At 37.1% G+C, this 24,514-nt stretch carries 23 protein-coding genes; 18 read left to right on the forward strand and 5 right to left on the reverse strand.

The genetic code is table 11. The features are described from left to right. Nucleotides 1-679 (reverse strand): tyrosine--tRNA ligase (tyrS, locus tag AC4MRQ_RS15860; protein WP_491198675.1); only part of this gene is annotated, 679 nt, incomplete at its 3' end. Between the two features lie 246 nt (nt 680-925). Here tyrS and AC4MRQ_RS15865 point away from each other — a divergent pair. The 6 genes from AC4MRQ_RS15865 to AC4MRQ_RS15890 all read left to right on the forward strand — a co-directional run bounded on the left by AC4MRQ_RS15865 (nt 926) and on the right by AC4MRQ_RS15890 (nt 9,765). Then, a complete protein-coding gene (locus tag AC4MRQ_RS15865) occupies nt 926-3,337 on the forward strand; it encodes a DUF5916 domain-containing protein (protein WP_491198676.1) in 2,412 nt (803 codons plus the stop codon). Between the two features lie 52 nt (nt 3,338-3,389). Beyond that, a complete protein-coding gene (locus AC4MRQ_RS15870; RefSeq protein WP_491198677.1) occupies nt 3,390-3,800 on the forward strand; it encodes a hypothetical protein in 411 nt (136 codons plus the stop codon). Nucleotides 3,801-3,854: 54 nt separating this feature from the next. Then, on the forward strand, nt 3,855-4,442 hold the full coding sequence (locus AC4MRQ_RS15875; protein WP_491198678.1) for a hypothetical protein: 588 nt from the start codon (nt 3,855-3,857) through the stop codon (nt 4,440-4,442). Nucleotides 4,443-4,550: 108 nt separating this feature from the next. Further along, nucleotides 4,551-6,011: a M28 family peptidase gene (locus AC4MRQ_RS15880; protein WP_491198679.1), complete on the forward strand. Its 1,461-nt coding sequence runs from the start codon at nt 4,551-4,553 to the stop codon at nt 6,009-6,011. 70 nt (nt 6,012-6,081) lie between these two features. Further along, complete coding sequence (locus tag AC4MRQ_RS15885) at nt 6,082-7,536, forward strand: MFS transporter (protein ID WP_491198680.1); 1,455 nt, start codon at nt 6,082-6,084, stop codon at nt 7,534-7,536. Nucleotides 7,537-7,875: 339 nt separating this feature from the next. Continuing rightward, the gene (locus AC4MRQ_RS15890) at nt 7,876-9,765 is read left to right on the forward strand and encodes a methyl-accepting chemotaxis protein (RefSeq protein ID WP_491198681.1); all 1,890 of its coding nucleotides are present in this window, start codon (nt 7,876-7,878) and stop codon (nt 9,763-9,765) included. Between the two features lie 75 nt (nt 9,766-9,840). Here AC4MRQ_RS15890 and rbp read toward each other — a convergent pair whose 3' ends face one another. Further along, nucleotides 9,841-10,134 carry an RNA-binding regulator gene (rbp, locus tag AC4MRQ_RS15895; RefSeq protein WP_491198682.1) on the reverse strand — a complete coding sequence of 98 codons (294 nt, stop codon included), beginning with the start codon at nt 10,132-10,134 and terminating at the stop codon, nt 9,841-9,843. Between the two features lie 321 nt (nt 10,135-10,455). Here rbp and AC4MRQ_RS15900 point away from each other — a divergent pair, with 321 nt between their 5' ends. From AC4MRQ_RS15900 to AC4MRQ_RS15915, 4 genes are all read left to right on the forward strand, one after another. Beyond that, nucleotides 10,456-11,070: an NUDIX hydrolase N-terminal domain-containing protein gene (locus tag AC4MRQ_RS15900; RefSeq protein WP_491198683.1), complete on the forward strand. Its 615-nt coding sequence runs from the start codon at nt 10,456-10,458 to the stop codon at nt 11,068-11,070. Between the two features lie 131 nt (nt 11,071-11,201). After that, a complete protein-coding gene (locus AC4MRQ_RS15905) occupies nt 11,202-11,519 on the forward strand; it encodes a hypothetical protein (RefSeq protein ID WP_491198684.1) in 318 nt (105 codons plus the stop codon). 124 nt (nt 11,520-11,643) lie between these two features. Beyond that, entirely contained in the window at nt 11,644-12,531 is an 888-nt protein-coding gene (rarD, locus tag AC4MRQ_RS15910; RefSeq protein WP_491198685.1) for an EamA family transporter RarD, read from the forward strand. Between the two features lie 387 nt (nt 12,532-12,918). Beyond that, a complete protein-coding gene (locus AC4MRQ_RS15915) occupies nt 12,919-13,800 on the forward strand; it encodes a DMT family transporter (protein WP_491198686.1) in 882 nt (293 codons plus the stop codon). Between the two features lie 57 nt (nt 13,801-13,857). Here AC4MRQ_RS15915 and AC4MRQ_RS15920 read toward each other — a convergent pair whose 3' ends face one another. Continuing rightward, nucleotides 13,858-16,047: a T9SS type A sorting domain-containing protein gene (locus AC4MRQ_RS15920; RefSeq protein ID WP_491198687.1), complete on the reverse strand. Its 2,190-nt coding sequence runs from the start codon at nt 16,045-16,047 to the stop codon at nt 13,858-13,860. 343 nt (nt 16,048-16,390) lie between these two features. Continuing rightward, nucleotides 16,391-17,155, reverse strand: a complete 765-nt coding sequence (locus tag AC4MRQ_RS15925; RefSeq protein WP_491198688.1) for a hypothetical protein — start codon at nt 17,153-17,155, stop codon at nt 16,391-16,393. A gap of 158 nt (nt 17,156-17,313) precedes the next feature. On the opposite strand from AC4MRQ_RS15925, the gene AC4MRQ_RS15930 reads away from it, so the two are divergent. The 8 genes from AC4MRQ_RS15930 to AC4MRQ_RS15965 all read left to right on the forward strand — a co-directional run bounded on the left by AC4MRQ_RS15930 (nt 17,314) and on the right by AC4MRQ_RS15965 (nt 23,517). Next, nucleotides 17,314-17,772, forward strand: coding sequence for a GNAT family N-acetyltransferase (locus AC4MRQ_RS15930; RefSeq protein ID WP_491198689.1), 459 nt, complete (start codon nt 17,314-17,316; stop codon nt 17,770-17,772). Nucleotides 17,773-17,833: 61 nt separating this feature from the next. After that, nucleotides 17,834-18,058, forward strand: coding sequence for a hypothetical protein (locus AC4MRQ_RS15935; RefSeq protein ID WP_491198690.1), 225 nt, complete (start codon nt 17,834-17,836; stop codon nt 18,056-18,058). Between the two features lie 32 nt (nt 18,059-18,090). Further along, a complete protein-coding gene (locus AC4MRQ_RS15940; protein WP_491198691.1) occupies nt 18,091-18,462 on the forward strand; it encodes a hypothetical protein in 372 nt (123 codons plus the stop codon). Between the two features lie 39 nt (nt 18,463-18,501). Then, nucleotides 18,502-20,028, forward strand: a complete 1,527-nt coding sequence (locus AC4MRQ_RS15945) for a sensor histidine kinase (RefSeq protein ID WP_491198692.1) — start codon at nt 18,502-18,504, stop codon at nt 20,026-20,028. Continuing rightward, on the forward strand, nt 20,028-20,717 hold the full coding sequence (locus tag AC4MRQ_RS15950; RefSeq protein ID WP_491198693.1) for a response regulator transcription factor: 690 nt from the start codon (nt 20,028-20,030) through the stop codon (nt 20,715-20,717). The genes AC4MRQ_RS15945 and AC4MRQ_RS15950 overlap by 1 nt, the downstream gene beginning before the upstream one ends. A 260-nt stretch (nt 20,718-20,977) precedes the next feature. Continuing rightward, nucleotides 20,978-21,343 (forward strand): hypothetical protein, encoded by a 366-nt coding sequence (locus tag AC4MRQ_RS15955; RefSeq protein ID WP_491198694.1) that lies wholly within the window; start codon nt 20,978-20,980, stop codon nt 21,341-21,343. Nucleotides 21,344-21,418: 75 nt separating this feature from the next. After that, the gene (locus AC4MRQ_RS15960; protein WP_491198695.1) at nt 21,419-22,492 is read left to right on the forward strand and encodes a beta galactosidase jelly roll domain-containing protein; all 1,074 of its coding nucleotides are present in this window, start codon (nt 21,419-21,421) and stop codon (nt 22,490-22,492) included. A gap of 2 nt (nt 22,493-22,494) precedes the next feature. After that, nucleotides 22,495-23,517, forward strand: coding sequence for a glycoside hydrolase (locus AC4MRQ_RS15965; protein ID WP_491198696.1), 1,023 nt, complete (start codon nt 22,495-22,497; stop codon nt 23,515-23,517). A gap of 59 nt (nt 23,518-23,576) precedes the next feature. Here the strand turns inward: AC4MRQ_RS15965 and AC4MRQ_RS15970 are convergent, their stop codons facing one another. Next, entirely contained in the window at nt 23,577-24,401 is an 825-nt protein-coding gene (locus AC4MRQ_RS15970; RefSeq protein WP_491198697.1) for a glycoside hydrolase family 16 protein, read from the reverse strand. Nucleotides 24,402-24,514: the final 113 nt, after the last annotated feature.

Below are 24,514 nucleotides of genomic sequence, written 5' to 3' on the forward strand. Positions count from 1 at the left end.
TAGTGATCAATGGGCAAGTCATGGCAAAAGCTTCACCACGTTCCTTACGACGAATTAATTCAGTACCTGTAGTAATATTTCCCCACTGATCAGATCCCCCCATCTGCAATTTACAGTTCTTCTCTCGGTATAAGTGCAGAAAATCAAAACCTTGAACCAATTGATAAGTAAACTCTGTGAATGACATCCCAACACGAGACTCTTCTCCCAGACGTTTTTTAACTGAATCTTTAGCCATCATATAATTCACGGTGATGTGCTTTCCTATATCACGGATGAACTCCAGGAATGAGTAATCTTTCATCCAGTCATAGTTATTTACCATTTCGGCACCGTTCGGTAATGATGAATCAAAATCAAGAAACAAAGCCAATTGCTTTTTCAAACAATTCTGGTTGTGACGCAAAGCAGCTTCATCCAGTAAATTACGTTCTTGAGATTTCCCAGAAGGATCGCCAATCATTCCGGTTGCACCTCCAACTAAAACCAATGGCTTGTGCCCGCACGCCTGAAAATGCTTTAACATCATAACACCTACCAAATGGCCAATATGCAATGAATCAGCTGTTGGATCGATACCCACATAAGCCGATGTCATTTCTTTTTCAAGTTGTTCATCTGTTCCAGGCATTACATCGTGAATCATGCCACGCCATCTTAATTCCTCTACAAAATTCATGGTAAGTGCTTTATTTATTGTCTTTAATAGACGCTATTATACATGTTTTGATTTACAAAAGCACAAAGATAATAAAAACACTTAGTCAATAATGGATTGTATTAAATGTAATTAACAATCTAAGTGTCATTAAATTGTCTGTTAGTTCCAATAAATAATTAACAAGCCATTAACCTCTCAGTCACTTATTTTTTGATACTTTTATTCTTTGATTGTCACACGCTAACTTTTAATCGTCCAGATTCAATGAGAATTAAACTATTTCTTCTGATCTTAACTTTAAACCAATTTATTTTTGCTCAAAAAAAAAGCGTTCCGGTAAAATACCTTGATGAACCTTTAAAGATTGATGGAGTATTGAATGAAGCAGCATATATCAATGCCACTCCTGCAACCGATTTTTTACAATTGGAACCCTACAATGGTCGTCCGGCCATGCAAAAAACTAAGGCTTATTTCTTTTACGACCAAACTGCAGTTTATATAGGTGCAATGTTATACGATGAATCACCCGATAGCATTTATAATTACCTGACAGAAAGAGATAACATAGGAATGTCTGATTATTTTGGAGTTTATTTCGATCCATATAATGAAGGCCAACTCTCGTATGGATTCTTTATAACACCTGCTGGTGTGCAAACTGATATAAAAGCCATAAAAAGTGACAGAGACAGAGAGGATTCTAATTGGGATGCTGTTTGGGAAAGCAATACCAAAATTACTGATGAAGGTTGGGTGATTGAAATGAGAATCCCTTACTCGGCCTTGCGATTTCCTGAAAAAGAAATTCATACTTGGGGGCTGAACATGTTTAGAAATATCCGTCGATATAACTCAAACAACTCATGGAGTTTTATCGATCGAAATATCTCCGGCTTTATTCATCAACAAGGTGAACTTACCGGCATTAAAAATATTAAACCTCCTACCCGCTTATCTTTTACTCCTTATTTGGCAACCTATTTAGAACACAATGAAAATATTGGCGAAACAGATTTCATCTATAAAGGCGGGCTTGATTTAAAATACGGTATCAGTGAAAGTTTCACGTTGGATATGATGTTGATTCCTGATTTTGGCCAGATTCAATCAGACGACAGGCAACTTAATTTGTCACCTTATGAGATCTATTACGACGAACGGCGCCAGTTCTTCACCGAAGGAATGGAATTATTTGATCGGGCAGATATCTTTTACTCCCGACGCGTTGGTGGCCGCCCAAAATTTGGTGATGATGCTGATGATGCTCTTGGAGAAGATGAAATTATCCATGAGCGTCCATCTGAAACACAATTAGTGAATGCTACAAAAATTTCCGGCCGTAATAAAAACGGAATGGCTATTGGTTTCTTAAACGCTATGTCACTTAACTCTCATGCTACATTGGAAGATACCATCACTGGAAACAGAAGAGATGTTTTAATACAGCCATTTACAAATTATAATGTTTCAGTTATTGATCAATCTCTAAAAAACAACTCATATATCAGCTTGATCAATACCAACATGATGATGTATGATAATCCATTTATGGCGAACGTTACAGCAACAGAGTTTCAGTTTCGGGATAAAAGTCTGAATTATGCCATAACCGGAAAAGGAGGAATAAGTCACCGAGGAGCCGATGAGAAAGAAACCGGATGGTTTACCGAGGTTGAACTTGCTAAAAATGGCGGTAAGTGGCAATATGGAGTATCTCAAGAGGCGTACTCTAATGATTACAACCCTAATGATATGGGTTACTTAAGACGTAATAACCTTTTTGATACCGATGCATTTATAAGGTACCGTCAGGTTGAACCTTTTGGTATATTCAGGCAAATGTTTACCGAACTGGAATTTAAGCACGATATGGCAATGGAGCCCTTTGAGGTTAAAGATAAGCGGGTAGAACTTTACACTGAATGGCAATTTATGAATAATTACGGCTTTGAATTATTTGGTGCCTACATGTCAGATGAATACAATTATGACGAACCTCGGGTTGATGGCCGATTCTTTTATAAGCCGGAAGGATACATTTATCGCACTTTTTTTCACAGTGACTGGACTAAGAAGTTAAGTGCTTACATTTACTTTGGCGGTTATGCACGCCCAGAGAGAAATCAAGATGGTAACTGGGCTGGCTGCGGTATTAACTGGCAGGCAGGACAAAAGCTGGTTTTCAATTTTGAAGCAAATTACGATGGTGAGAACAATGATTATGGCTATGTAAGTAAAAATGATGCACAAGATACTATTCATTTTTCCAGACGCGATCTTGCTACCATTGAGAATGTTCTGGAAATGGCATATACTTTTAATAATAAACTCAGCCTTCGTGTTCGTGGACGGCACTATTGGTCAAGTGTTGAAAACAAATCTTTCTATTTGTTGCAAGATGATGGCAGTCTATTGCCTGATGAAGAATACGATGAAAATCATGACAATAACTTCAATGCCTTTAATGTTGATTTAGTCCTCAGGTGGGTATTCGCACCAGGCTCAGAGATGACCTTGGGTTGGAAAAATTCTATTTTCAACTCGGATGACAATGTTGTCAATAGTTATAACGATAACCTGAAGATTCTAAGAGAAAGTCCACAGATTAATACACTTTCTTTTAAAATTCTGTACTATATTGATTACAACTCAATATTTGGTAACAAATCTTAACCTAATAAGGCAGGTATTATGTAACTTTGTCAAAAATCTGACAACCCAGGTTATGAATAGTTACAAAACTTATCTGATTATAGCATTCTTATTAGCATTTGCTACATTAGCAAATGCTCAATGTAGCATAGTTAAAGATTCTCTCGAACAAACTACCCAGTTAAGTTTAAGCCTGAAACTGGAACACAATCCAATCAAATTGAACATTAACTCAAAAGAGATTAATGAAGAAAATCGTCCAATCTATATTTTTAATCAGGTTGGAATGTACGAACAATACGCTGTTACCAATGACAAAAGTATACACCTGATGCCATATAAAGCCCATTACCCTGCTGGCATCATTAATTATACGGGCGCTAATCAAAGACGCGATAGCTTTAATCCTCATGGCGTCGATGACATCGGAAGTGCCCTACTTAATGGTCTTATTAATGGCGTGTTATTCGGAAATAAATATTAAGCAATTACCCTGCTCCCTCCCTGCATTTGAACATATCTAATTAATTATTTTAAAATGAAACAATTATTCATTTTAGCATTTTCAATGCTTTCGTTGGGCACATTGGCTCAACATCATGACAACACGGAGCACATTGCAACAACAGCCAATCATTCTGAACAACATTCAGCGCATGGCAAACACAAGCTTTCGTTGTACACAGGGTTTACACACATTCCTTCTGCTTTTTATGAGCATGAAACTCATGAAGAAAGTACTGGCAAATGGGTACCAACCATTGGGCTAGACTATTATTATTCATTAAACAAGCAATGGGAACTTGGTTTGATAGGTGATATTGAACTTGACCAGTACTATATTAAAACAAGCGATCATGATGAACTGGAACGTAACAATGTAGTAGTAATTGCAGCTGTCGGGAAATTCAAGCCGACCCGTCGTATTGGTGTAATTGCGGGCCCCGGTATTGAGTGGGAATTCAACAATCACAAGGATACCAAAAGCTTTTTTGTACTAAAAATGGGCATTGAATATGAAGTTGCAATTGAAAAAGGTTGGGAGTTAACCCCAATGTTTAGTTATGATTTCAAAGAGGAATATAGTGCTTATGGGTTTGGAATAACCATTGGCAAACGATTTTAATAATCACCAGGGAATAACAAATTAGCTGGCCGAAAACGCCGGCTTTTTTTGTGTTAAGCGTCTAAAAAAAACTATATTTATGTACTTCATCCGTTAACCTTATGAAATATGAGAACAGTTTTTATCATTATTCTGGCGCTTTTATTCCTTCCTTTATCATATTCTCAAACTCCAAAATTTAAAAAGAAGTATCTGAATTCTATATCAGAACAAAACCTTAAAACTCATGTATATGTACTGGCTTCAGATTCCTTGAAAGGACGAGATACCGGAACAGAAGGGGAGCATAAAGCAGCCAGATACATTGTTGAACAGTTTCAATCTAACGGATTGAAACCTTACAACGACTCAACCTATCTTCAGAACATTGGTCTGTGGAATTGGTATTGGGGTGATTTTGAATTTAGCATTGCTAATAACAACATTGAACCTTATAACGATCTGGTATATCTTAGTTCTACCCCCATTGATGATATCATTAGTACTGAATGCGTATTCATTGGAAATGGTTCGGATTCAATCATAGACAAACTTAAACTAAAAAAGAAAGTGGCTTTTGCTTTGGTAGATAATCTACAAAGGTGGTATCGGGTAGCCAGTAAAGTAAAACAGAAAGGTGTTGAAGCGATTATTTTCGCTCACCACTCTGATTCTATGGCATTCTCAAACATTTCACAACGGCTGTATGCATCGCATCAAAGCACATCTGTTGGTATAAAACAACCTGTTTTTGCTAATACAGCCATTAAAGCATTTGCAGCTAATCAGAATATGACTGAATCATTCTTTGGCCTGCCAATTGATAGCTTAAAGCAATTAAATATAGCAAAACAGATTAGAAAATTACCAACCCCAAAAATATCCCTTAAATGCCCGCTCATTATTGAAAAGGCTAAGGCATATAATGTTGCTTCATACATTCCGGGCAAAGGCTATACAAATGAGGCTGTGGTCATCACAGCTCATTACGACCATATAGGAGAGCGTTACGACGGTATTTGTGTAGGAGCTGATGACAATGCAAGCGGTACTGCCGCTGTAATCGAACTTGCCAGGGCTTTTGCTCCGCTAAAGGGTAAACTGGATAGAAACCTCATTTTTTTAACAACCTCTGGTGAAGAGAAAGGATTATTAGGAGCATTTTATTTTGCAGGTCACCCCGAAGAACATCAATTTGATATCAAAGCCAACGTGAACATTGATATGATTGGACGTATCGATTCCACACACAAAAGCAAGTATATCTATACCATTGGCAATAACCATTACCCAGAATTTGATTCATTGCTGCATGTTGCCAACAACATGACAGAGCCACTGACAATTCAATACAACTACAACAAATCGCAAGGTTTTGGAAACTTCCTTAGATTGTCCGACCATTATGCGTTTCATCGGATAAATATACCTGTAATGGGCTTTTTTAGTGGTCTCCACGAAGATTACCACAAACCAAGCGACACACCTGATAAGATCGATTATTCGGAGATGGAACAACGTGTCAAACTTATATTTACAACTATCTATCTGGCATCTCAAAGAACAGCTTTTAACACAGAAGATGACTAAATACATTTGGTTTATACACTAAAGAAACTATTTTAGCCGATTCTGAAAAACATAAACCAACAATATTGATATGTCAGGAATATTTAAGACAATTAAAGGCTTTCCAAAGGTATTTTGGGTATCCAATACCATGGAACTATTTGAAAGATGGGCATGGTATGGATTTTACAATATTTTTGCCCTCTACCTTGTAACATCAACCGATACCGGTGCATTAGGCTTTTCGGATGGAGAAAAGGGAATCATCATGGGTACAGGTTCCATGCTGCTGTATTTATTACCCTTGTTTACCGGAGCAATTGCCGACCGAATTGGATACAAGAAAATGTTAATCCTTTCATATGCCATGTATATATCAGGCTATTGGCTCGTTGGTGCATTTAATTCTTTTACGTTAGTATTTGTGGCTTATATTTACCTTGCTGTTGCCGGGGCCTTATTCAAGCCTATTATTTCTGCAATGATCTCCAAAACAACCACCTCTGAGAGCTCATCTATTGGATTTGGCATCTTTTATATGATGATTAATATTGGTGGCTTTATTGGTCCTTTCATTGCAGGAGCAATTTACCAAAAGAGTTGGGAGTGGGTATTTTATATTTCGATGATCACCATTTCCATTAATTACATTTTTGTATTCTTTTTCTTTAAAGAACCAGGCAGAAAATCCAGTGAAAAACAAGAACCCTTAAGCCAGGTATTTATACAATCCTTAAGAAATATTGGTATTGCATTAAGTAATTTCAAATTTGTTCTGTTTCTTTTGATAATGGTTGCTTTCTGGACCGCTTTTAATCAATTGTATTATTCATTCCCTGTTTTTGTAACGGATTGGGTGGACACATCAAATCTATACAATGCTATCCACACAGTTTGGCCTTGGTTAGCTGAAAGCATTGGTACACCGCAAGGAACCATAACAGCTGTCACCATCACTAGTTTTGATGCCTTCTTTATTATTATTCTGCAAATCTGGATATCAGGCATCGTTATGCGCTATAAACCTCTGAACGCTATGATGAGTGGTATTTTCGTATTGGCGATTGGTGTAGGAATGATGTTTACTTTCCAGAATAGCTTCTTTGTTGTTCTGGGTGTTCTAATATTTAGCATAGGTGAAATGGCAAGTAGTCCTAAATTTACCGAATATGTAGGTAGTATTGCACCTGCTGACAAAAAAGCACTTTATATGGGAACATCATTTTTACCAATAGCAGCCGGACACTTTTTAGCTGGTATTGTTTCTGGTAAAATGTATGATAATGCAGCTGGTAAAATTCACCTTTTAAGTAAAGAAATTGCTAAACGAGGGTTGGATATGCCTGAAGTATCAGAGACATTTACAAAAAATGATTACCTCAATAAGGCAGGTGAATTATTGAATATGAATCAAAATGAACTTACCAACTTCCTTTGGATGAACTACAATCCATCTAAGATTTGGATGTTATATGCCGGTATTGCTATTAGTGCGGTTGTTGCATTATTTATATACGATAAGTTTATATTGAAGTCAAAGGCTTAATTTTTGGCAACATATACAACAAAGCCTGAGTTGAAATAACTCAGGCTTTGTTATTTTATTAAAAAAATCCTTAAGGCATAAAAAGCTACTTAATTGCAGTTAATCAATAATGTACTTACAATTATTGCCAAATATTACACAAATGATACTGGCTCATCTTCACTAGAAAGATTGCAATTTGTATGAAATGTGAAACTAACAAGTTGTACATGCGTGGAGATTATTCGTTACCCCAAACCCCTATTATTGGTTGTTCTAAACCAGATACAATAGGTACATCCCACATTAGACAGGAATGAAATAATCTCACTTGAAGGCATTATGATTAATTTAAACATTGTGAACAACATTAAAATCGGGGCCAGGTTAAACTACATACTAGGTACGATTGTAATCGCGGCTATATTACTTATTGGTACTTATTCTTCTTTCAAACAGTACCAACTTATTACTTCAGAGATGGAATCCATTTCTACCACACAAACACAAGATTTAAAAAGACTGATAGAAGTACAGATAAGCGATCGTCAGAACTTTGTAAACTCTGGCGCCAAAATTATGAATCGAATAGCCCAACTTCAATCGTTTACACTTGACAACAATAATCTTAAAGAGTTAGCGGTTACTAACCAGATTAGCGGAGAAGAAATAACAATCTCTCTCCCTGCCTTAAAACATGGAAATAAGTCAATATTGCATCAATATGATTTAGTAGATGAAGTTGGTGAAATGATCAATGGTACCGCTACCGTATTTCAAAAGATTCCTCAAGGTTTTTTAAGGATCTCTACCAATGTTAGAAAAAAGAATGGAGAACGCGGCATAAACACTTTCATTGGAAATGATTCACCAGTTACCAAAAAACTCTTACAGGGTGAAAGCTATTACGGACGTGCCTTTGTTGTTGACGACTGGTATCTTACGGCCTACGAACCTCTAATTATTGAAGGAAAAGTTGAAGGAATTTTATACGTTGGTATAAAAGAAAAGGACATGTCAGGCATCAAAGACGTATTTCACAGCAAGAAATATCTCGATACCGGTTATCCCTTTCTTGTTAATACCAATGGCGACCTGTTAATTCACCCAACAGAAGAAGATACCAATATTGCACAAGCCAGTTTCTTCAAAGAAATCTTGACCAGTAAAAATGAAGAAGGAAGCATGAGTTATGAGTGGGACGGCGAGGAAAAAATATTTTATTTCCAATACGTCAAGCAAATTGACGCCTTTGTAGTTATCAATTTCTTAAAGTCTGAGTTAAGTAATTTGGTGATAGAGAATATATTTATAATGAGCTTCATTTTTATTTTGGCTATTTCACTTTTAATATTGGTGATCCGCTTTGTAAGTCGTTCCATTACACAACCATTATCAGAATGTGTTTCATTTTCAGAACAATTAGCTGGTGGTAACCTATCAGCCACGGTTAATATTAGCCAAAAAGATGAGATAGGTGCTCTTGCCAAGGCTTTGCAAAATATGATTGAGAAAATTGACAATGTTGTTAGTGATATCATTCGCGGAGCTGAAGATATTGCCGGTGCCAGCCACCATGTAAGCGACACCTCATCACAGCTATCAAGATCCGCAACAGAACAGGCTGCCTCAGTTGAAGAGGTTTCATCTACAATGGAAGAGATGGTGGGTAACATTGAACAGAACAATGTAAACGCCGCCAATACACGTGATGTTTCTCAAAAAGTATTGACGAACATTCAGAACATGAGTAACTCAACTGATGAATCTGTTGCCGCCAACAACATTATTGTCGAAAAAATTAATGTCATTAACGAGATTGCTCAACAAACCAATATTCTTTCGTTGAATGCAGCAGTTGAAGCAGCAAGAGCCGGCGAACAAGGTAAAGGATTTGCAGTGGTAGCAAGCGAAGTACGAAAACTGGCCGAAAACAGCAGAGTATCGGCCAAGGAAATAATAGAATTAACGTACAAAAGCCTGGGTTTAAGTAATAAAGTTGGCACACAAATGAATCAAGTAGCCCCTGAGGTAGAGAAAACTTCAGAGTTGGTAGAAGAAATATCCGCTTCAAGCGCAGAACAGTTGAGAGGTTCCGAGCAAGTCAACTCTGCCATGCAACAACTCAACCAGATAACCCAACAGAACGCTTCTTCGAGTGAAGAATTGGCGGCAAGTTCTGAACAACTTACATCACAAGCTGAAAACCTTAAACAAATAGTCAGCTTTTTCCATAAAAAAGAATTGTAAAAAATTTAAACCCCATATAAGCAATTAGCCCGAAACTATTAGGTTTCGGGCTAATTTGCTTTATTAAAGCGTCATTTAGTTTCTTCTGCGGTTACCTCCGCGGTTACCACCACCCTGACGGCCTCCTTCTTTTGGCCTTGCTTCTTTAATATTGATGATCTTGCCATCATATTCAGCTCTGTCTAGTTCATGGATAGCCTTCTTTGCTGCTGCATCATCCGGCATTTCAACAAAACCAAATCCTCGTGATTTTCTTGTTTCACGATCCTTGATAACTTTAGCGGAAGTTACCTGTCCGTACTCTTCAAAAAGGTCTTTCAAATCCTCATCCCAGATGTTATCTGTCAAACCTGCAATAAAAATATTCATGCTTTAACACTTATAAAAAAATTAAACCCAGATGCATTGTGCATCCATTACTTATTAAAAAAGAGGAGAATTGAAGATTTGAAATGTAGTGGCTTCCGGAAGAACAAATGAGAAGGACTAAAATTCAGAGAAATATCAAATACCTTTCTTTTAAAATACCGCGCAAAGGTATATAAATAAATTAGAGTTCAGCCATTTGCTCTTATAAAGAGTGTTAATTTGAAAAATAGCTAAATTGATCGATCATATCTTAGCATATTAGCGTACTATTGTTACTGTTAATGCTAATAAAAAACCTAATTTAGAATAAATTGAATACTGATGGATTACCTTAACACATTTAAAAAGATAAAGGCCCTGGCCGAAACTGGTTTGGTATACGCCCAAAATGGATATGAAGTAGAACGCAACCAGGAATTGGTTAATCTAAGTCAGGAGTTAATATCTGCCATTGCTCAACAGCCTGTTGAAGCCCTTGATAAGTTCTATTTACCTCCTAAAGAATACCCAACACCTAAAGTTGATGTCCGCGCTTTAATATTGAACGACGATGATCAAATTCTTATGGCAAAGGAAAAGATGGATGGCCGTTGGTCGATACCAGGTGGATGGGCCGATATAGGTCACAGTCCTTCCGAAGTAATTGTTAAAGAAGTGGAGGAAGAAACCGGATTGATTTCTGAGGTTATACGTGTATTGGCTATATACGATAAACGCTGCCATCCTCATCCACCTCAGCCCTGGTATGTTTATAAAATAATGTTTCTGTGTAAAATGACCGGTGGTGAACTACGTGGTAATTTTGATATTGAGGAAGCCAATTGGTTTGCCATTGACAATTTACCTCCATTATCGGAAGATCGGATACTGGCCTCGCAAATAGAAGAACTGTTTCATCTTGCGAAGCATCCCGAATTACCAGTCGTATGCGATTAAGTGAAGTAATTGTCAAATTGTATAGTATTTGATCGTTGAACCTAAGTTATGACCTCACAATTTGTATTGTCCTTAAATTACTAATTAATCAAATCGACAGATAAACGCATCAATAATCTAACAACTTTAATATGTCATACGCAGGTCATGTAATAGCAATGATCCAAACATTGCGCAACAATCGCAATCTCCTAAAAAAAAGAGATAAGCTCTTTACCGGCTTAAATAAACGCATTGCTAAAAATTACCGACATCGCACCAAACAGGAAAAAACGATGAGTAAGGAGCAATTGGATGCTCTGCGCTTGAAATTAATTAGAGAGAACAGGCTATTGCTTGTAAAAAAGATTAGCACACTCGTTTTTATTGTCGTATTGATCATCGTACTTTTCATTTGGCTCAATAATGTCATTGACCTGGAAAAACTAAATGAACGCTATGGTTTTTAGAAATAGATAACTAACGATCAAAAACAGGTAAGTTCACTGCACATTGAATTATTAATTAACCCCTGACAGTTTACATCTAACAACTGACTTAATTGTATATCTTTGCCCAGCAAATAATCTACCTATGCCAACAGATCAAGGACAAACCAGCGGTTACATTTATACATTCTTAGCCTTTTTTTGTTGGGGTTTATTGCCCATCTACTGGAAGTTACTGAATCATATGCCGGCAGAAGAAATACTGTCTCATCGCATCTTCTGGTCGCTGATATTTGTATTGGTATTTCTTGCATGGAAAAAACAATTAAAACTCGCTTACATCTTTAGGAATAAGAAAGCCCTGGGAACATTGATGATTACAGGGTTACTGGTTGGAAGCAATTGGGGTATTTATATTTATGCAGTTAATATCAATCATATTATTGAAGCCAGTTTAGGGTATTACATCACGCCACTGATCAATGTTGCTTTAGGCATACTATTCCTTAAAGAACGGCTAAATAAAATACAATTGCTGGCCCTAATATTGGCTGCCGGAGCCGTTACCTATCTAACTGTTGACTATGGTCAATTTCCGTGGATTTCAATTTACCTGGCAGTTTCATTTGGACTATATGGTTTACTAAAGAAAATGAGTGGCGTTGAAGCCATGCCGTCTTTGGCTATTGAAACACTTGTACTAACACCCTTTGCATTAGCATACATTATTTGGGGCATGGTTAGCGGTCGTGGACATCTCTTTACGGAAAGTATCCAAACAGATTTTTTATTGATAATGGCTGGTGTAGTAACAACACTACCACTATATTGGTTTGGTCTTGGTGCCAAACGCATTTCACTTACATCCGTTGGTTTTATGCAATATGTGGCGCCAACCATTATGCTTCTTCTGGGCATTTTCATGTATCGTGAAGGATTTCCAAAAGAGAAGCAAGTTGCCTTTTCTGCCATTTGGATCGCATTGGCCTTGTATACTTATTCCATTATTAAGAATTACAAAAAAAGAAATTAGCGTATCTAGACACTACCAGGGTCTGTTGACACGCTCTATTAAAAACTCACCTAACAATCCCCAAGGGCACAAAAACTGTTTCTAATCCCTTCAAAGCACTTCTTAATCATATAAAAGCATCGCCTAAAGGCACAAAAGCACCTTCCGGTTATACGAAAGTGCTTCCTGACGGGGCGAAAGCAAAGATTTTTCGAGTCAAAGCCGATCTTAAACTCATAAAAGCTCTTCCTAAACACATAATAGTGCCTCCTGAAACCACAAAACGACAGAATGGCAGCCACTTACTCCTCCTAAAGGTGCAAAAAAGATTCCCAGAGGTACAAAACGACATATTGGCAGCAAAAATCATAAACCATAGCTATCTTTGCGCACTAATTATATTGGAACATGCAGGATAAGTCATTAAATTATAAAGCTTACTTCGCTCTATTCGGAGGATTAATTATTATTGGCTTTTCAGCCATATTGATTAAATCAGCTGAAGCCCCTGGAATGGTAACAGCTTTCTATCGGGTTGGTATTGCATCAATAGTCCTTCTTGCTCCTTTTCTTAGCAAATGGAAACAAGTTAAGCATCTAAAAACAAAAGCCATATTAATGCCAATTCTTGGAGGTATTGCTTTTGGAATCGACACCGGACTTTGGTCGTGGGGCATTGAACTAAGTAATGCTACTATTCCCACTTTGATGGCCAATATGGCTCCTGTCTGGGTTGGTTTTGGAGCATTGCTCATCTTTAATGAGCGGCAAAAGAAAGGCTTTTGGATTGGATTAAGCATAGCCATTGTTGGAACATTTGTAATGGCCTGGCGAAGTTTTAAAATGGCTGATGGTCTTTTTGCAGGTATTATTGTAAGTTTATTGGCAGGTGTATTCTATGGTATCTACCACTTGTTTACTCAACAAGGGCGTGCTATGATGAGTACCTTGCTTTACTTATCGCTCAGTACATTTGCTGCAGCCTTTACAGTCGCTTGTATCATTATTCTGAGTCCATCATATTCATTTGCTGGTTATAGCGAATCAACCTGGATCATTTGGCTGATTTATGGCATCGGTGTACATGTTGGAGGCTGGACTCTTATCAATTATTCACAAGGTCATTTAAAAGCCACGACTGTATCCCCAACTTTATTAGGACAGCCGGTCATTACCGCCATAGCAGCTTTTTTTATCCTCAACGAAGCACTTACCAGCTGGCAAATTGCCGGTGGTTTAGTCGTTATTAGTGGAATATACCTGGTAAATATTACACGCTTGAGAAAATAAATGCCTGACACTATACAGCATCGGGCATTTGAATTAATTAATGATTCTGATTCCAGATCAATGTTTAATCATTTTCACTGTGTGCTTATCTGTAGCATTTCTGATTACAACCAGATAAATTCCTTTATCCAGTTCTTCAATATTAAACTGATTGCTATCCATATAAATTGATTTAACCAGTTGTCCGCTTAGGGAGTAAATATCTACCTTATTCACATCAACTCCTATATATACAATTCTTTTTGCTGGATTAGGATAGAGGATCTTATTACTATCTCCGAACTTGTTGATAAAAGTTGGTGTTTCTGTGTAAGTCCAGATACCCCGATGTGTAGAGATTATTACTTCATCTCCCTTAAAATCAATAATCTCTGCGTTTAATCCGTCAGGTAATCCATCCATTTCAGTAAATGTCTCACCCGCATCCTCACTACGATAAACCCCGGTATTCCATGATGATGCATATATCACTCCGTCATTATATGCCAACGACTGAAAATCGAGACTATTCATTCCGTTAGCAGTTGCAGCTTCCCACGTATTGGTATTCCACCTTAGTAGTTTATTATCCCAGTTCTGATAGCGAACATGTAAAAATGCCACACCGGGTGCTGGTGTTACAATATGGATATCATCATCAGTATTCATTTCATCTAAATTACCTGTATTTATTCCATCCATACGCAAAGCCCATGCTGTAGCTCCATTATCAGTCGAAGCATATACACGCAAATGATTATTACCTGATGTGGTTTCAAAGCCAAGTAAATAAGCTGTTGTTCCATCACCTGTTACTTTTGAAACCATAAAATCAGACGGAATATTCCCGCTTATCTCAGTCCATGAATCACCTCCGTTAACTGATGTATAATATTTATCTCCACCAGTAGTTGAATATGCATATAAAGCATTGCCATTAACCCCAATCAATTCGAGATCCTCTTGTCCTCCCGGGAAAGCAAGCTCACTCCAGCTGGCACCATCGTTCATTGACTTCAATACTTTGTTAGGATCAGGATCTTCATCAGGGAAATCATAGAAATTAGCAAATAATGAAGTTCCATCACTTAAGAAACCACTAACATGTTGCAATGCCCCTGTTGGTAAGCCAGTGTTCCACTTACTCCAGTTAGCACCATCATCAGATGAGGCATATACGCCTGAAATAAACAAGGAAGTTAATATATTGTCACCACTCACTACCATATATTCAAAATCGGTTGCCAAAGCTCCATTGTTACGTTGTGCTATGTTAGCGCCCGCATCAGATGTATAATGTAATCCATCATCGATAAATGACGCCATGAATTCATCACCTTCGGCGTAAATGCCCATTGCAAAAGGTTTCCCTGTTGTTAAAGGAGGAGATATAGTTGTCCATGAATCGCCGTGATCATCAGAAGTATAAGCCCCGATAGCCATATTACCTTCTAAAATAGTAGCATAAAGCTGATCGGTATTATTTCCACTTCCGGCAATAAAAGCTATTCCATTAGTCCATGCAGCGCCCAGGTTTGTCCAACCATCATTTATTAAGTCATAACGATAAATACTGCTTTCCCCAAACACTATGAGATGGTCGCCTGATTTGACAATATTTTCGATAGAAGTACCAGGATAGGGATCTGTAAAAGGAACTGCCGTAACAGACTGACCATTGGTTGTTGTTCCAATAAACTCATCATTACCTGAAGCATTTTCATGCACAATAAACACCTTTGAATCGGCTGAATATAAATATACATCCTTATTAGCAGATGCTAAATCCGCTCCTTCTGTCCATGTAGTTCCTTCATCTGTTGAATAATACAATGAATAGTCATTTGTATTATTATCCTGAATAAGTGCAATAACATCAGAACCAACCACACCTAATAACTCTGACATGTAATAGTCACCAGGCAAACCGCTTGTTGGTAAACTCCACGAACTGCCATCGGTGGACAGTACAATACCATTCCAACGATTGGTTCCCAATAAGGTATTACCAACACTAGCCATTCCTTCAATACGTAACCGGTTAAATACACTATACAAGTTGTTATTAACTAATGACCAGTTAAGACCATTATCGGTCGACTTAAACACCCCACCTGCTGTGCCTATATACCAGCTCCCCTGGTGCTTAACAATTGCCTCTGCATAAGGCAATTCCAAATCATCGCTGGTCAATTGTGTCCACTGGGCATTAACACCAGACCAAGCCATACAAATCAGTAATAATCCTGAAAGTAGAAGTTTATTCATAGAATACCATTTAGTTATTAAACATCCGATAGATAATATGGTAGCGTCCGGAAAACAATCTTTTCAGCCATTCACCTATCTAAAATTTCTCAAAAACTGTCAATATAATTCGAAATAGATAACACGTCAATAACCTATTATCAATTTAAAATTACTTTAAATTATACTTGAATTCCCCTTACGTTTGGTACGTACCAGCAGGTATAATGTTATAGAAATTAATTGAACAAATCAGTTGAACGGTTTAAGAACAAGAGAGCTCACTATAAAAATTGGCAAAAAAAACGCTGACACAAGTAATGCATCAGTGAATGGTTTTAGTATTAACTCAAGATAAACGTGACTACAACTCTGCAAGGTAATTATTCAGTTGAATATCCTTATTAGCTAAACCTAAGGCCTGTCTTATTTGTAGACATTTATTCTCAATACTTTTAGCATTTTGATGAATCAGTATTGAAATCTCATCAAAAGTCATATTCAACTTCAATAAAGCACATATCTTCAGCTCAAGAGATGACAAGTCAGGAGCCAATTTTTTTAACTTTTTATAGAACTCACCGTGTGCTTCGTGAAAATGTAATTCAAGGTCATCTTCATGCTTTGGTTCCGATTGGTCGAGTATTTGTAAAATTATTTTTTGTACTTCTTCACCATCTTCGTCATTTAACTTTCTTTTTAACTGTAACAAGTTGTCAGATACATTTTTTACCAACTCATAATTTTGCATTGAATTCCTCAGATTGGAAACTAACTCCTTTTTCTGATGTTCTAATCCTTTCTTACTATTCTCTTCACGGTAATAAATCAGCTTTAACTTGGTTTTTCGTAAATAAATGGCTTGAATCAATACAACCAATGTAAGTATCAAGGTAAGTACAACAAATAGCTCGTTCCCCCAGCCACTCGTATTAGAATTGACCAAAGCATTATCATCCAATCCCTGTTTTTCTGATTTGATGACTGTTGGGTTAATTTTTTCACTGGCTTCAACTCCTATGTTTTTATAATCCTTTACCTGAGTAGCATTAGAATTATTACAGACAAAAAGTAACAATACAGAGAAGATACTAATTCTCACCCCTTTCAATAATAGTTGTGTATACATATGCAATATTTTCTAATCTTATTTGAGCTTTTAGAAATAGCTCATCGACAAAATTGATTTATAAATCCCCAAAGCCTAAGACTGGATAAAAATCCAAAGGTTGCGTCAACTCTGAAAAGATTTTATCTTCATGGCTAACTTTAACATTAAACTGACAAATGCACTTTAGAATTACACCTTTTAACGAATTAAATCTAAAAGAGTTATATAATTTACTGCAATTACGAGCTGAGATATTTGTTGTCGAACAAGACTGTGTTTATAACGACTTAGATGGCAATGATGAAATGGCGCACCATTTATTGGCAATCGAAGATAATGAAGTCATTGGTTACCTTAGAATTCTGCCACCGGACACACGTTTTTCTGAGGCTTCAATAGGCCGACTGGTTGTTAGTAAAAACCATCGTTTCAAAGGGTTGGCCAGAGAACTCATGATATTTGCAAAAGAATGGATCTATACAGAGTGGCACTCTTCACATATACAACTAAGTGCTCAAAAATACCTAAAAGGTTTTTATCAAAGTCTTGGCTATCAAATCATATCTGATGAATATTTAGAAGATGGCATTCCTCATTTAAAAATGGATTTATTGAATGCTGAATCAAAAGAATAACGCTTACGCATAATACGTTCAGTTATGAATAAGTTCTATTTTTGCAGTTAATGATTCGAGTATGAAAGATCAAAAAGCCATATTACATAAATGTCTGCGTAACGACTGGCCAGCTTTTGTTATTGCTGGTACCGATGTTTGCGCTATTGAAGCCATGGAAGCATATCTGGAGATTGCTAAAACAAAAGGTTGTAGCAAGGAGTTTTTGGATGATATGCAACTTGTTATTGATGAAATGCGACAATTTCAACAAGAAGAACCTGAACACATTAAGATACCTGACTAAAGCTATTTTATTTAATTAAAATCGTCATCTAAATGAAACTTATAACACCTTGCCCCAATTGCAAAAAGGATATTAAAATACCATCCTTTTGGATAGGCGACCGTATTGAATTAGCTAAATCCAAAGGTGCTGAATTCGAAGTTATGTGTAACTCATGCAACTGTCCTGCAAAAATACATGTCGACGACGTAAGAGCTGAGAATGATAAAACCGTTCCAATTATTGGAGTTCTGACTTTTCTGTCTGCCCTGTTTTTAACTTACTGGCTTTGGCAATATGGTTTTATTGCATATGCCACAATAGCTCTACCAATAATTGCAAGTGCTTCGGCCAGGCAAAACCAGCACACTAAAATTAAGCAATTCAACCTGATGTATTACGACTCTAAACGATTAAGAAAATAAATGCCTGCCAAACGCTTTGTCATAAAACCATGGCTAATTGTGGGATTACTTCTTGTCATCCCAACTTCTTTGTTTACAGCAATTGAGTTACTAACACTGAGCGATCAGGAGGAGGTAATTGAGTCAATCTATACGGATCAGCTCGAATCCGTTTTATATTCAATTAACCAATATGCAGATGATATAACTGGTAACTGGATAGATGATATTTATAAAGAGATTACTCTTTCTGATTATCAAAGTACGTTTGAGACTAAACAGTCAGATATCCCACAGATCGAATCATTTATCTTGCATCCTATCAAATCCAGTTCATTAAACCTGGATGATTTCCAAATTGAAGATGACAGCTTAAAACATGAAATCAAAACTCAGCTGACTAACAATCAAGCTAATATTGACCAACTAAAGCGATATCTTAAAAGCGGTTATCGAAAAATCATTGGTATCGACCTGGAATACCATAATCATTTGTCGATGTTATTGTTTTTGAGTACAGATAAGGAACAGTATTACCTGAATATGCTACTGATTAATGCGCAATCATTTATCAGTCAGGCTATGGCACCTCGCTTGCAAATGGTGGCAGGCAATGATCTTATTATCGTGGTACGTCATAATAAAACTAATGAGCTTATTGCCAGCAGCCTGTTAAATGAAGCACCTGAAGATGTTGTTAAGGAGCAAACACTATGGCTTTTACCTGATTACAAACTGGGAATTAAACCAAGAGGTATCAGCATATCTGATTTAGCCAAGGACAGAGCCAGGCAGAATATTGGTTTACTCATTTTAGTTGATATATTGTTGGTGGTCGGCGCCTGGTTATTTTACAGAAATGTTAAACGAGAACTTCACCTTGCAAAAGTTAAGTCTGATTTTGTTTCCAATGTATCACACGAAATACGAACGCCTCTGGCATTAATCAGTATGTATGCCGAAACCTTGCAGTTAGGACGATTAAAAGATGATAACAAGCGACAGAAGTACTATGACATAATCTACCGCGAAACACAACGTTTATCAGGCATCGTTAATAATATCCTTAATTTTTCCAAGATAGAAAGCGGACGTCAGAAGTTGACCTTTGGAAAAGTTGAAATCAACCAGATAGCTGATGAAGTATTAAGTAATTACGGTTATCATTTCAGGGAGAAAGGTTTTACAGTTAATAAGCAGATTGATGAAACATTAGCCGACATTAAAGGAGACAACCAGGCCATTACTGAGTGCCTGATTAACCTCATCGACAATGCTATTAAATACAGTAATGACGTTAAAGAAATTAGCCTCTCTACAGGTCAAAGCGGCAATTACCAATATATAAAAGTCTGTGATAAAGGCATTGGTATTTCAGAAAAGGAGCAAAAGCACATATTTGATAAGTTTTATCGGGTTACCAAAGGACATCTTGCTCACCATGCTAAAGGTTCTGGACTTGGGCTAAGCATTGTCATGCACCTTGTAAAAGGTCATAACGGAAAAATAGAATTAGATAGTCAGGAAGGAAAAGGTAGTTGCTTTAAAATATTATTTCCCATTAATAATCAATCAAAACAAAAGTGATGAGACGCATTTTAGTTGTTGAAGATGAACCGGATATGCAATCAGGTATTAAAGATAATCTTGAATTTGAAGGTTATGAAGTTGAAACCGCATCGGATGGCAAGGAAGGACTGCAAAAAATCCTTGGTAACAGCTTTGATCTGGTTCTACTTGATGTGATGCTACCTCATATAAGTGGTTTTGATGTATGTAAAAAAGTGCGTCATGAAAACAACGATACTCCCATTATATTCCTGACAGCCAAAGGAGAAGAGATTGATAAAGTCATTGGTTTGGAGTCGGGTGGAGATGATTACCTGACAAAACCATTCAGTCTAAGAGAGCTATTGGCCAGGGTAAAGGCAGTATTACGACGCACTGAGAACCAAACTAAAACACCAGCAACTAAATCGATTGATATTGGTCGTTTATCGGTTGATTTTAATACATATACAGCACAGGTTGATGGTCAGGCTGTAAAAATGACCAGTAAAGAATTTGAGATACTTCAATACCTGTTGAAACACAAAAATGCAACTATCAGCCGTGATAGCTTGCTGGATAATGTATGGGGTTATGATTTTCAGCCAACCGCCAGAACCATTGACAACTTTATTTTGAAGCTTAGACAAAAAATTGAGGACAACCCAAATGATCCTCAAATAATAATTACAGTGCATGGTATGGGCTACCGGCTTGTTAGCAGCTAAAATCGTAATTTGCCGAATTGTCAAGTTGATAATGACGCACTAAATGTTCTTATTATCCGCTTCAATAGATACGTCTTAACAACCTAGCATATACATAAATAACTACTTCAACAATTTCGTAAATCCACAATTTGACAACCTGCATGACATTTTGATGACAATTAATGACAAGGTATGACATCGTTTTGACGCTGCGGTGTTATCGCCCCTCTACATTTGCTTTTGTAAATAAGTTAATAACCACATTAAAAACTTGAATTATGAAAGCAAGAAATTTTTTTACAGTATTGGTACTTTTAGTTGGATTAAGTGCAACAACTATGGCTCGAACTCCTGAGGAAATTGCAATGAAGAAATGTTGTAAGCAACTAAACAAAGAATTGAGGAAAAGTTTAAGAGGTCCAAGTTTTGAATACCTGAAACCTGATTGCGAGGAAGATTTAGTTATTAAGTTCCGAGTTGACAAAAACAACAAATTAATCCTTCATAAAGTTATTGGTGAAGATGAGCAGTTAATAGAATACGTTGAGTCAACGTTTAAAAACAAGGAAATTTATGCTGTTAATTCATCATTACAAGGCAAAACTCTTCGATTCCCTGTTAACTTCCAACATGTTGTTCATTAAGGACCTGTCGCCTGGGTTTTTATTGATTTTTGCATTAGTCTTGATATTGTGTACTTTTAATCGCAAGATTTATCTATGATAGCCAAAACACTAAAATATATTGTATTGACCTGCTGCCTGGTTATTCTGGGCACTACCCTGACAAACTCCCAGATACTTCAGGAAGAACAATACCTTGAGGGAAACTGGAGGTTCTCCATCGGTGATCATGAAAAATGGAAAGAATTCGATTTTGATGATTCAGACTGGCAAAGTATAAGGGTACCATCATCATGGGAATCTCAAGGTTATAACGATTATAACGGATTTGCCTGGTATCGAAAAACCATACGTTTCGATATACCTCCACAGAGTGACTTAATATTTAAAATTGGTAGCATCGATGATGCTGATGAAGTATATGTCAACGGTCGATACGTAGGTCATACAGGCGGTATGCCACCGCATACAAAAACAGCCTATGACAAAGAGCGTTCTTATACAATTCCACAAAGCTATTGGCAAAAAGGTGAGAATGTCATTGCCATAAGAGTATACGATTATTATAACAATGGCGGTATAATGAGCGGGCCGGTTAAGCTATACTCCAACGTAACTAATGATCTGGTTGCATTCAATTTATCAGGTAACTGGAAATTTGCTATACACAATCAACGGGGAGCCGAAAGAAGCGATTATAACGATGCTAATTGGAGTAATATTCAGGTTCCTTCCTATTGGGAAAATGCAGACTGGCACAATTACGATGGTATAGCCTGGTATCGCAAATCATTTAAACTTCCTGATGAACTTAAAGGTCAGGATTTGATATTACTTCTTGGTAAAATTGATGATGAAGATAAAACCTGGTTCAATGGTACGCGAATTGGTGGAGTATCACCTGGTAATCTTCGCTCGTCACTGGCCAGAGGATTACATGGTTCTTACCAATCACACACCACGCTGCGTGCTTATAAAATACCAAACAGCCTTATTAATACTACTGGTGAGAACACCATTGCAGTGCGAGTAGTTGATACTGGCATTGATGGTGGTATTTACGAGGGACCAATAGGTATTATGACCAAAGTGCAATTTGAGAAATTTAAAAAAATGGTTCGCAAAGAACCCGATTTGTTGGACACATTCTGGGAATGGTTAAATAAGTAATTATGAGAAGAAATATCCAACAAATAATCATTCCACTTTTGCTCTTTTTTGCACTGACATCTGTTTCAAATGCTCAAAACTTGCGTGACTACATATCATTGAATGGTAAATGGTATTTCTCAATTGGTGATGATAAAGACTGGGCTCGATATGAATATAACCACTTTAATTGGGAACAAATAACGGTACCCTCCATGTGGGAACAGCAAGGCTTTAATGGCTATGATGGCTATGCCTGGTACCGCCGTGAAGTCAACATCCCTCAGGATGCTAAAAAACTTAACCTTTGGATCGACTTGGGTTATATCGATGACGTAGATGATGTTTTCCTCAATGGTGAGCATATAAATTGCTCAGGAAAATTTCCTCCACATTTTAAAACAGCATATAATGCTCACCGCTTATATAAATTGCCAAATCATCTTATTAAATATGGTGAACCAAATGTTATTGCCGTTAGGGTATATGATGCCTATAATGAAGGTGGAATCATATCTGGCAACATTCGTATCCGTTCCGAAGTAAATCCTCTTACGATGGATTTACCGTTAGAAAGCTACTGGAAGTTTAAAACAGGTGACAAAAGCTATTATAAGGCGGTTGAATATAACGACATTAACTGGGATGAAATAACCGTTCCCCGTGCATGGGAAGATCAGGGCTATGAAGGCTACGACGGAATAGCCTGGTATCGCAAAACGATTGAACTTCCACAGGATTTAAAGGAAGACAGACTGGTATTACTATTGGGTAAAATTGACGATGTTGATGAAGTATTTATCAATGGCATACTAATTGGACAGACAGGTGAAATCTCCCATGGTTACTTTTTTAACTATGGCGATGCATGGAAAGCTGAACGAAGCTATGTTATTCCTAAGCATTTATATCAGAAAACGAAAACCATCACTATAGCGGTACGCGTTAAGGATCATGTCCTTACTGGCGGAATATACCAGGGACCAGTTGGTATAGTTACTATGGATAAATACATTGAGTACTGGAACAATAAGCGAAAGAAGTAGGCTAAATAGTATTAAAAACCTTCAACTCCTATAGGTTTCTATATAAAATTCCGGGAAGATTACTGATACACTTTCACAAAGTCTATAATCATTTGTACTGGTAAGTCAGACGGATTAACCTTTCCAACCCAAGAGCCACCCAATTGCTGATCAATTAGCAAGTAAAAGGGCTGATCGTAAGGCCATTGTGTCGGATCAACATCATCCACTCTCGGATAAATAAATGTTTCTGTTCCATTTAAGGTAAATACCAATTTATCAGGATACCATTCTAATCCAAACGTATTGAACTTATCTTTATCAAATTCCGCGGTACCATGATGAGGAGGATTATCTTTTTGCTTTAGTTCCAGAGTATAATAAGAATGTGTTGTTTGGTAAATGATATCGTCAAAATTGAGATGTTCCATAATGTCTATTTCACCATTTCTTGGATATTTGCCATACTTCTTTTGCTCTGATAACATCCAAATGGCTGGCCAGGCTCCTTGTGCACACTCTAACTTAGCTCGTATCTCAACCTTCCCATATTGAAAGGCAAATTTTCCCTTAGTATAAACACCTCCCGTCAGAAATAGTCGTGGATCACTTATGGTATCCGGGTTATTAATACCTTTCAGATACAGTTTCCCATCTCTGATATCATAACATTGCGAATCACTTGTCATATGCCGACCCCAATCTGCCTTATTAGGTGGAATTCGCGTCCACTTGCTGGTATCCAGTATGGAACTTACAAAATTATCTTGCCACACAAGTTGCCAATCTTTATTCTCTCTTCCTTTTTTCTGAATATAAATGTATGAATCAATAATTTCGGAAGGAGGCTCTTTACACGCCACCAATACGATCATCAAAAGTGATATCAGCCAGTAATTTTTCATGGGTTTAAATTTTATCTTCATCTGCCATTTGGAACTCTCGATGCATTTTAATCATTCGGATTTACAACATTGCTCCAATCGGGATATATGGGTCGTTCTGCAGCATTTCTGCC

The organism is Carboxylicivirga sp., from assembly GCF_982718395.1.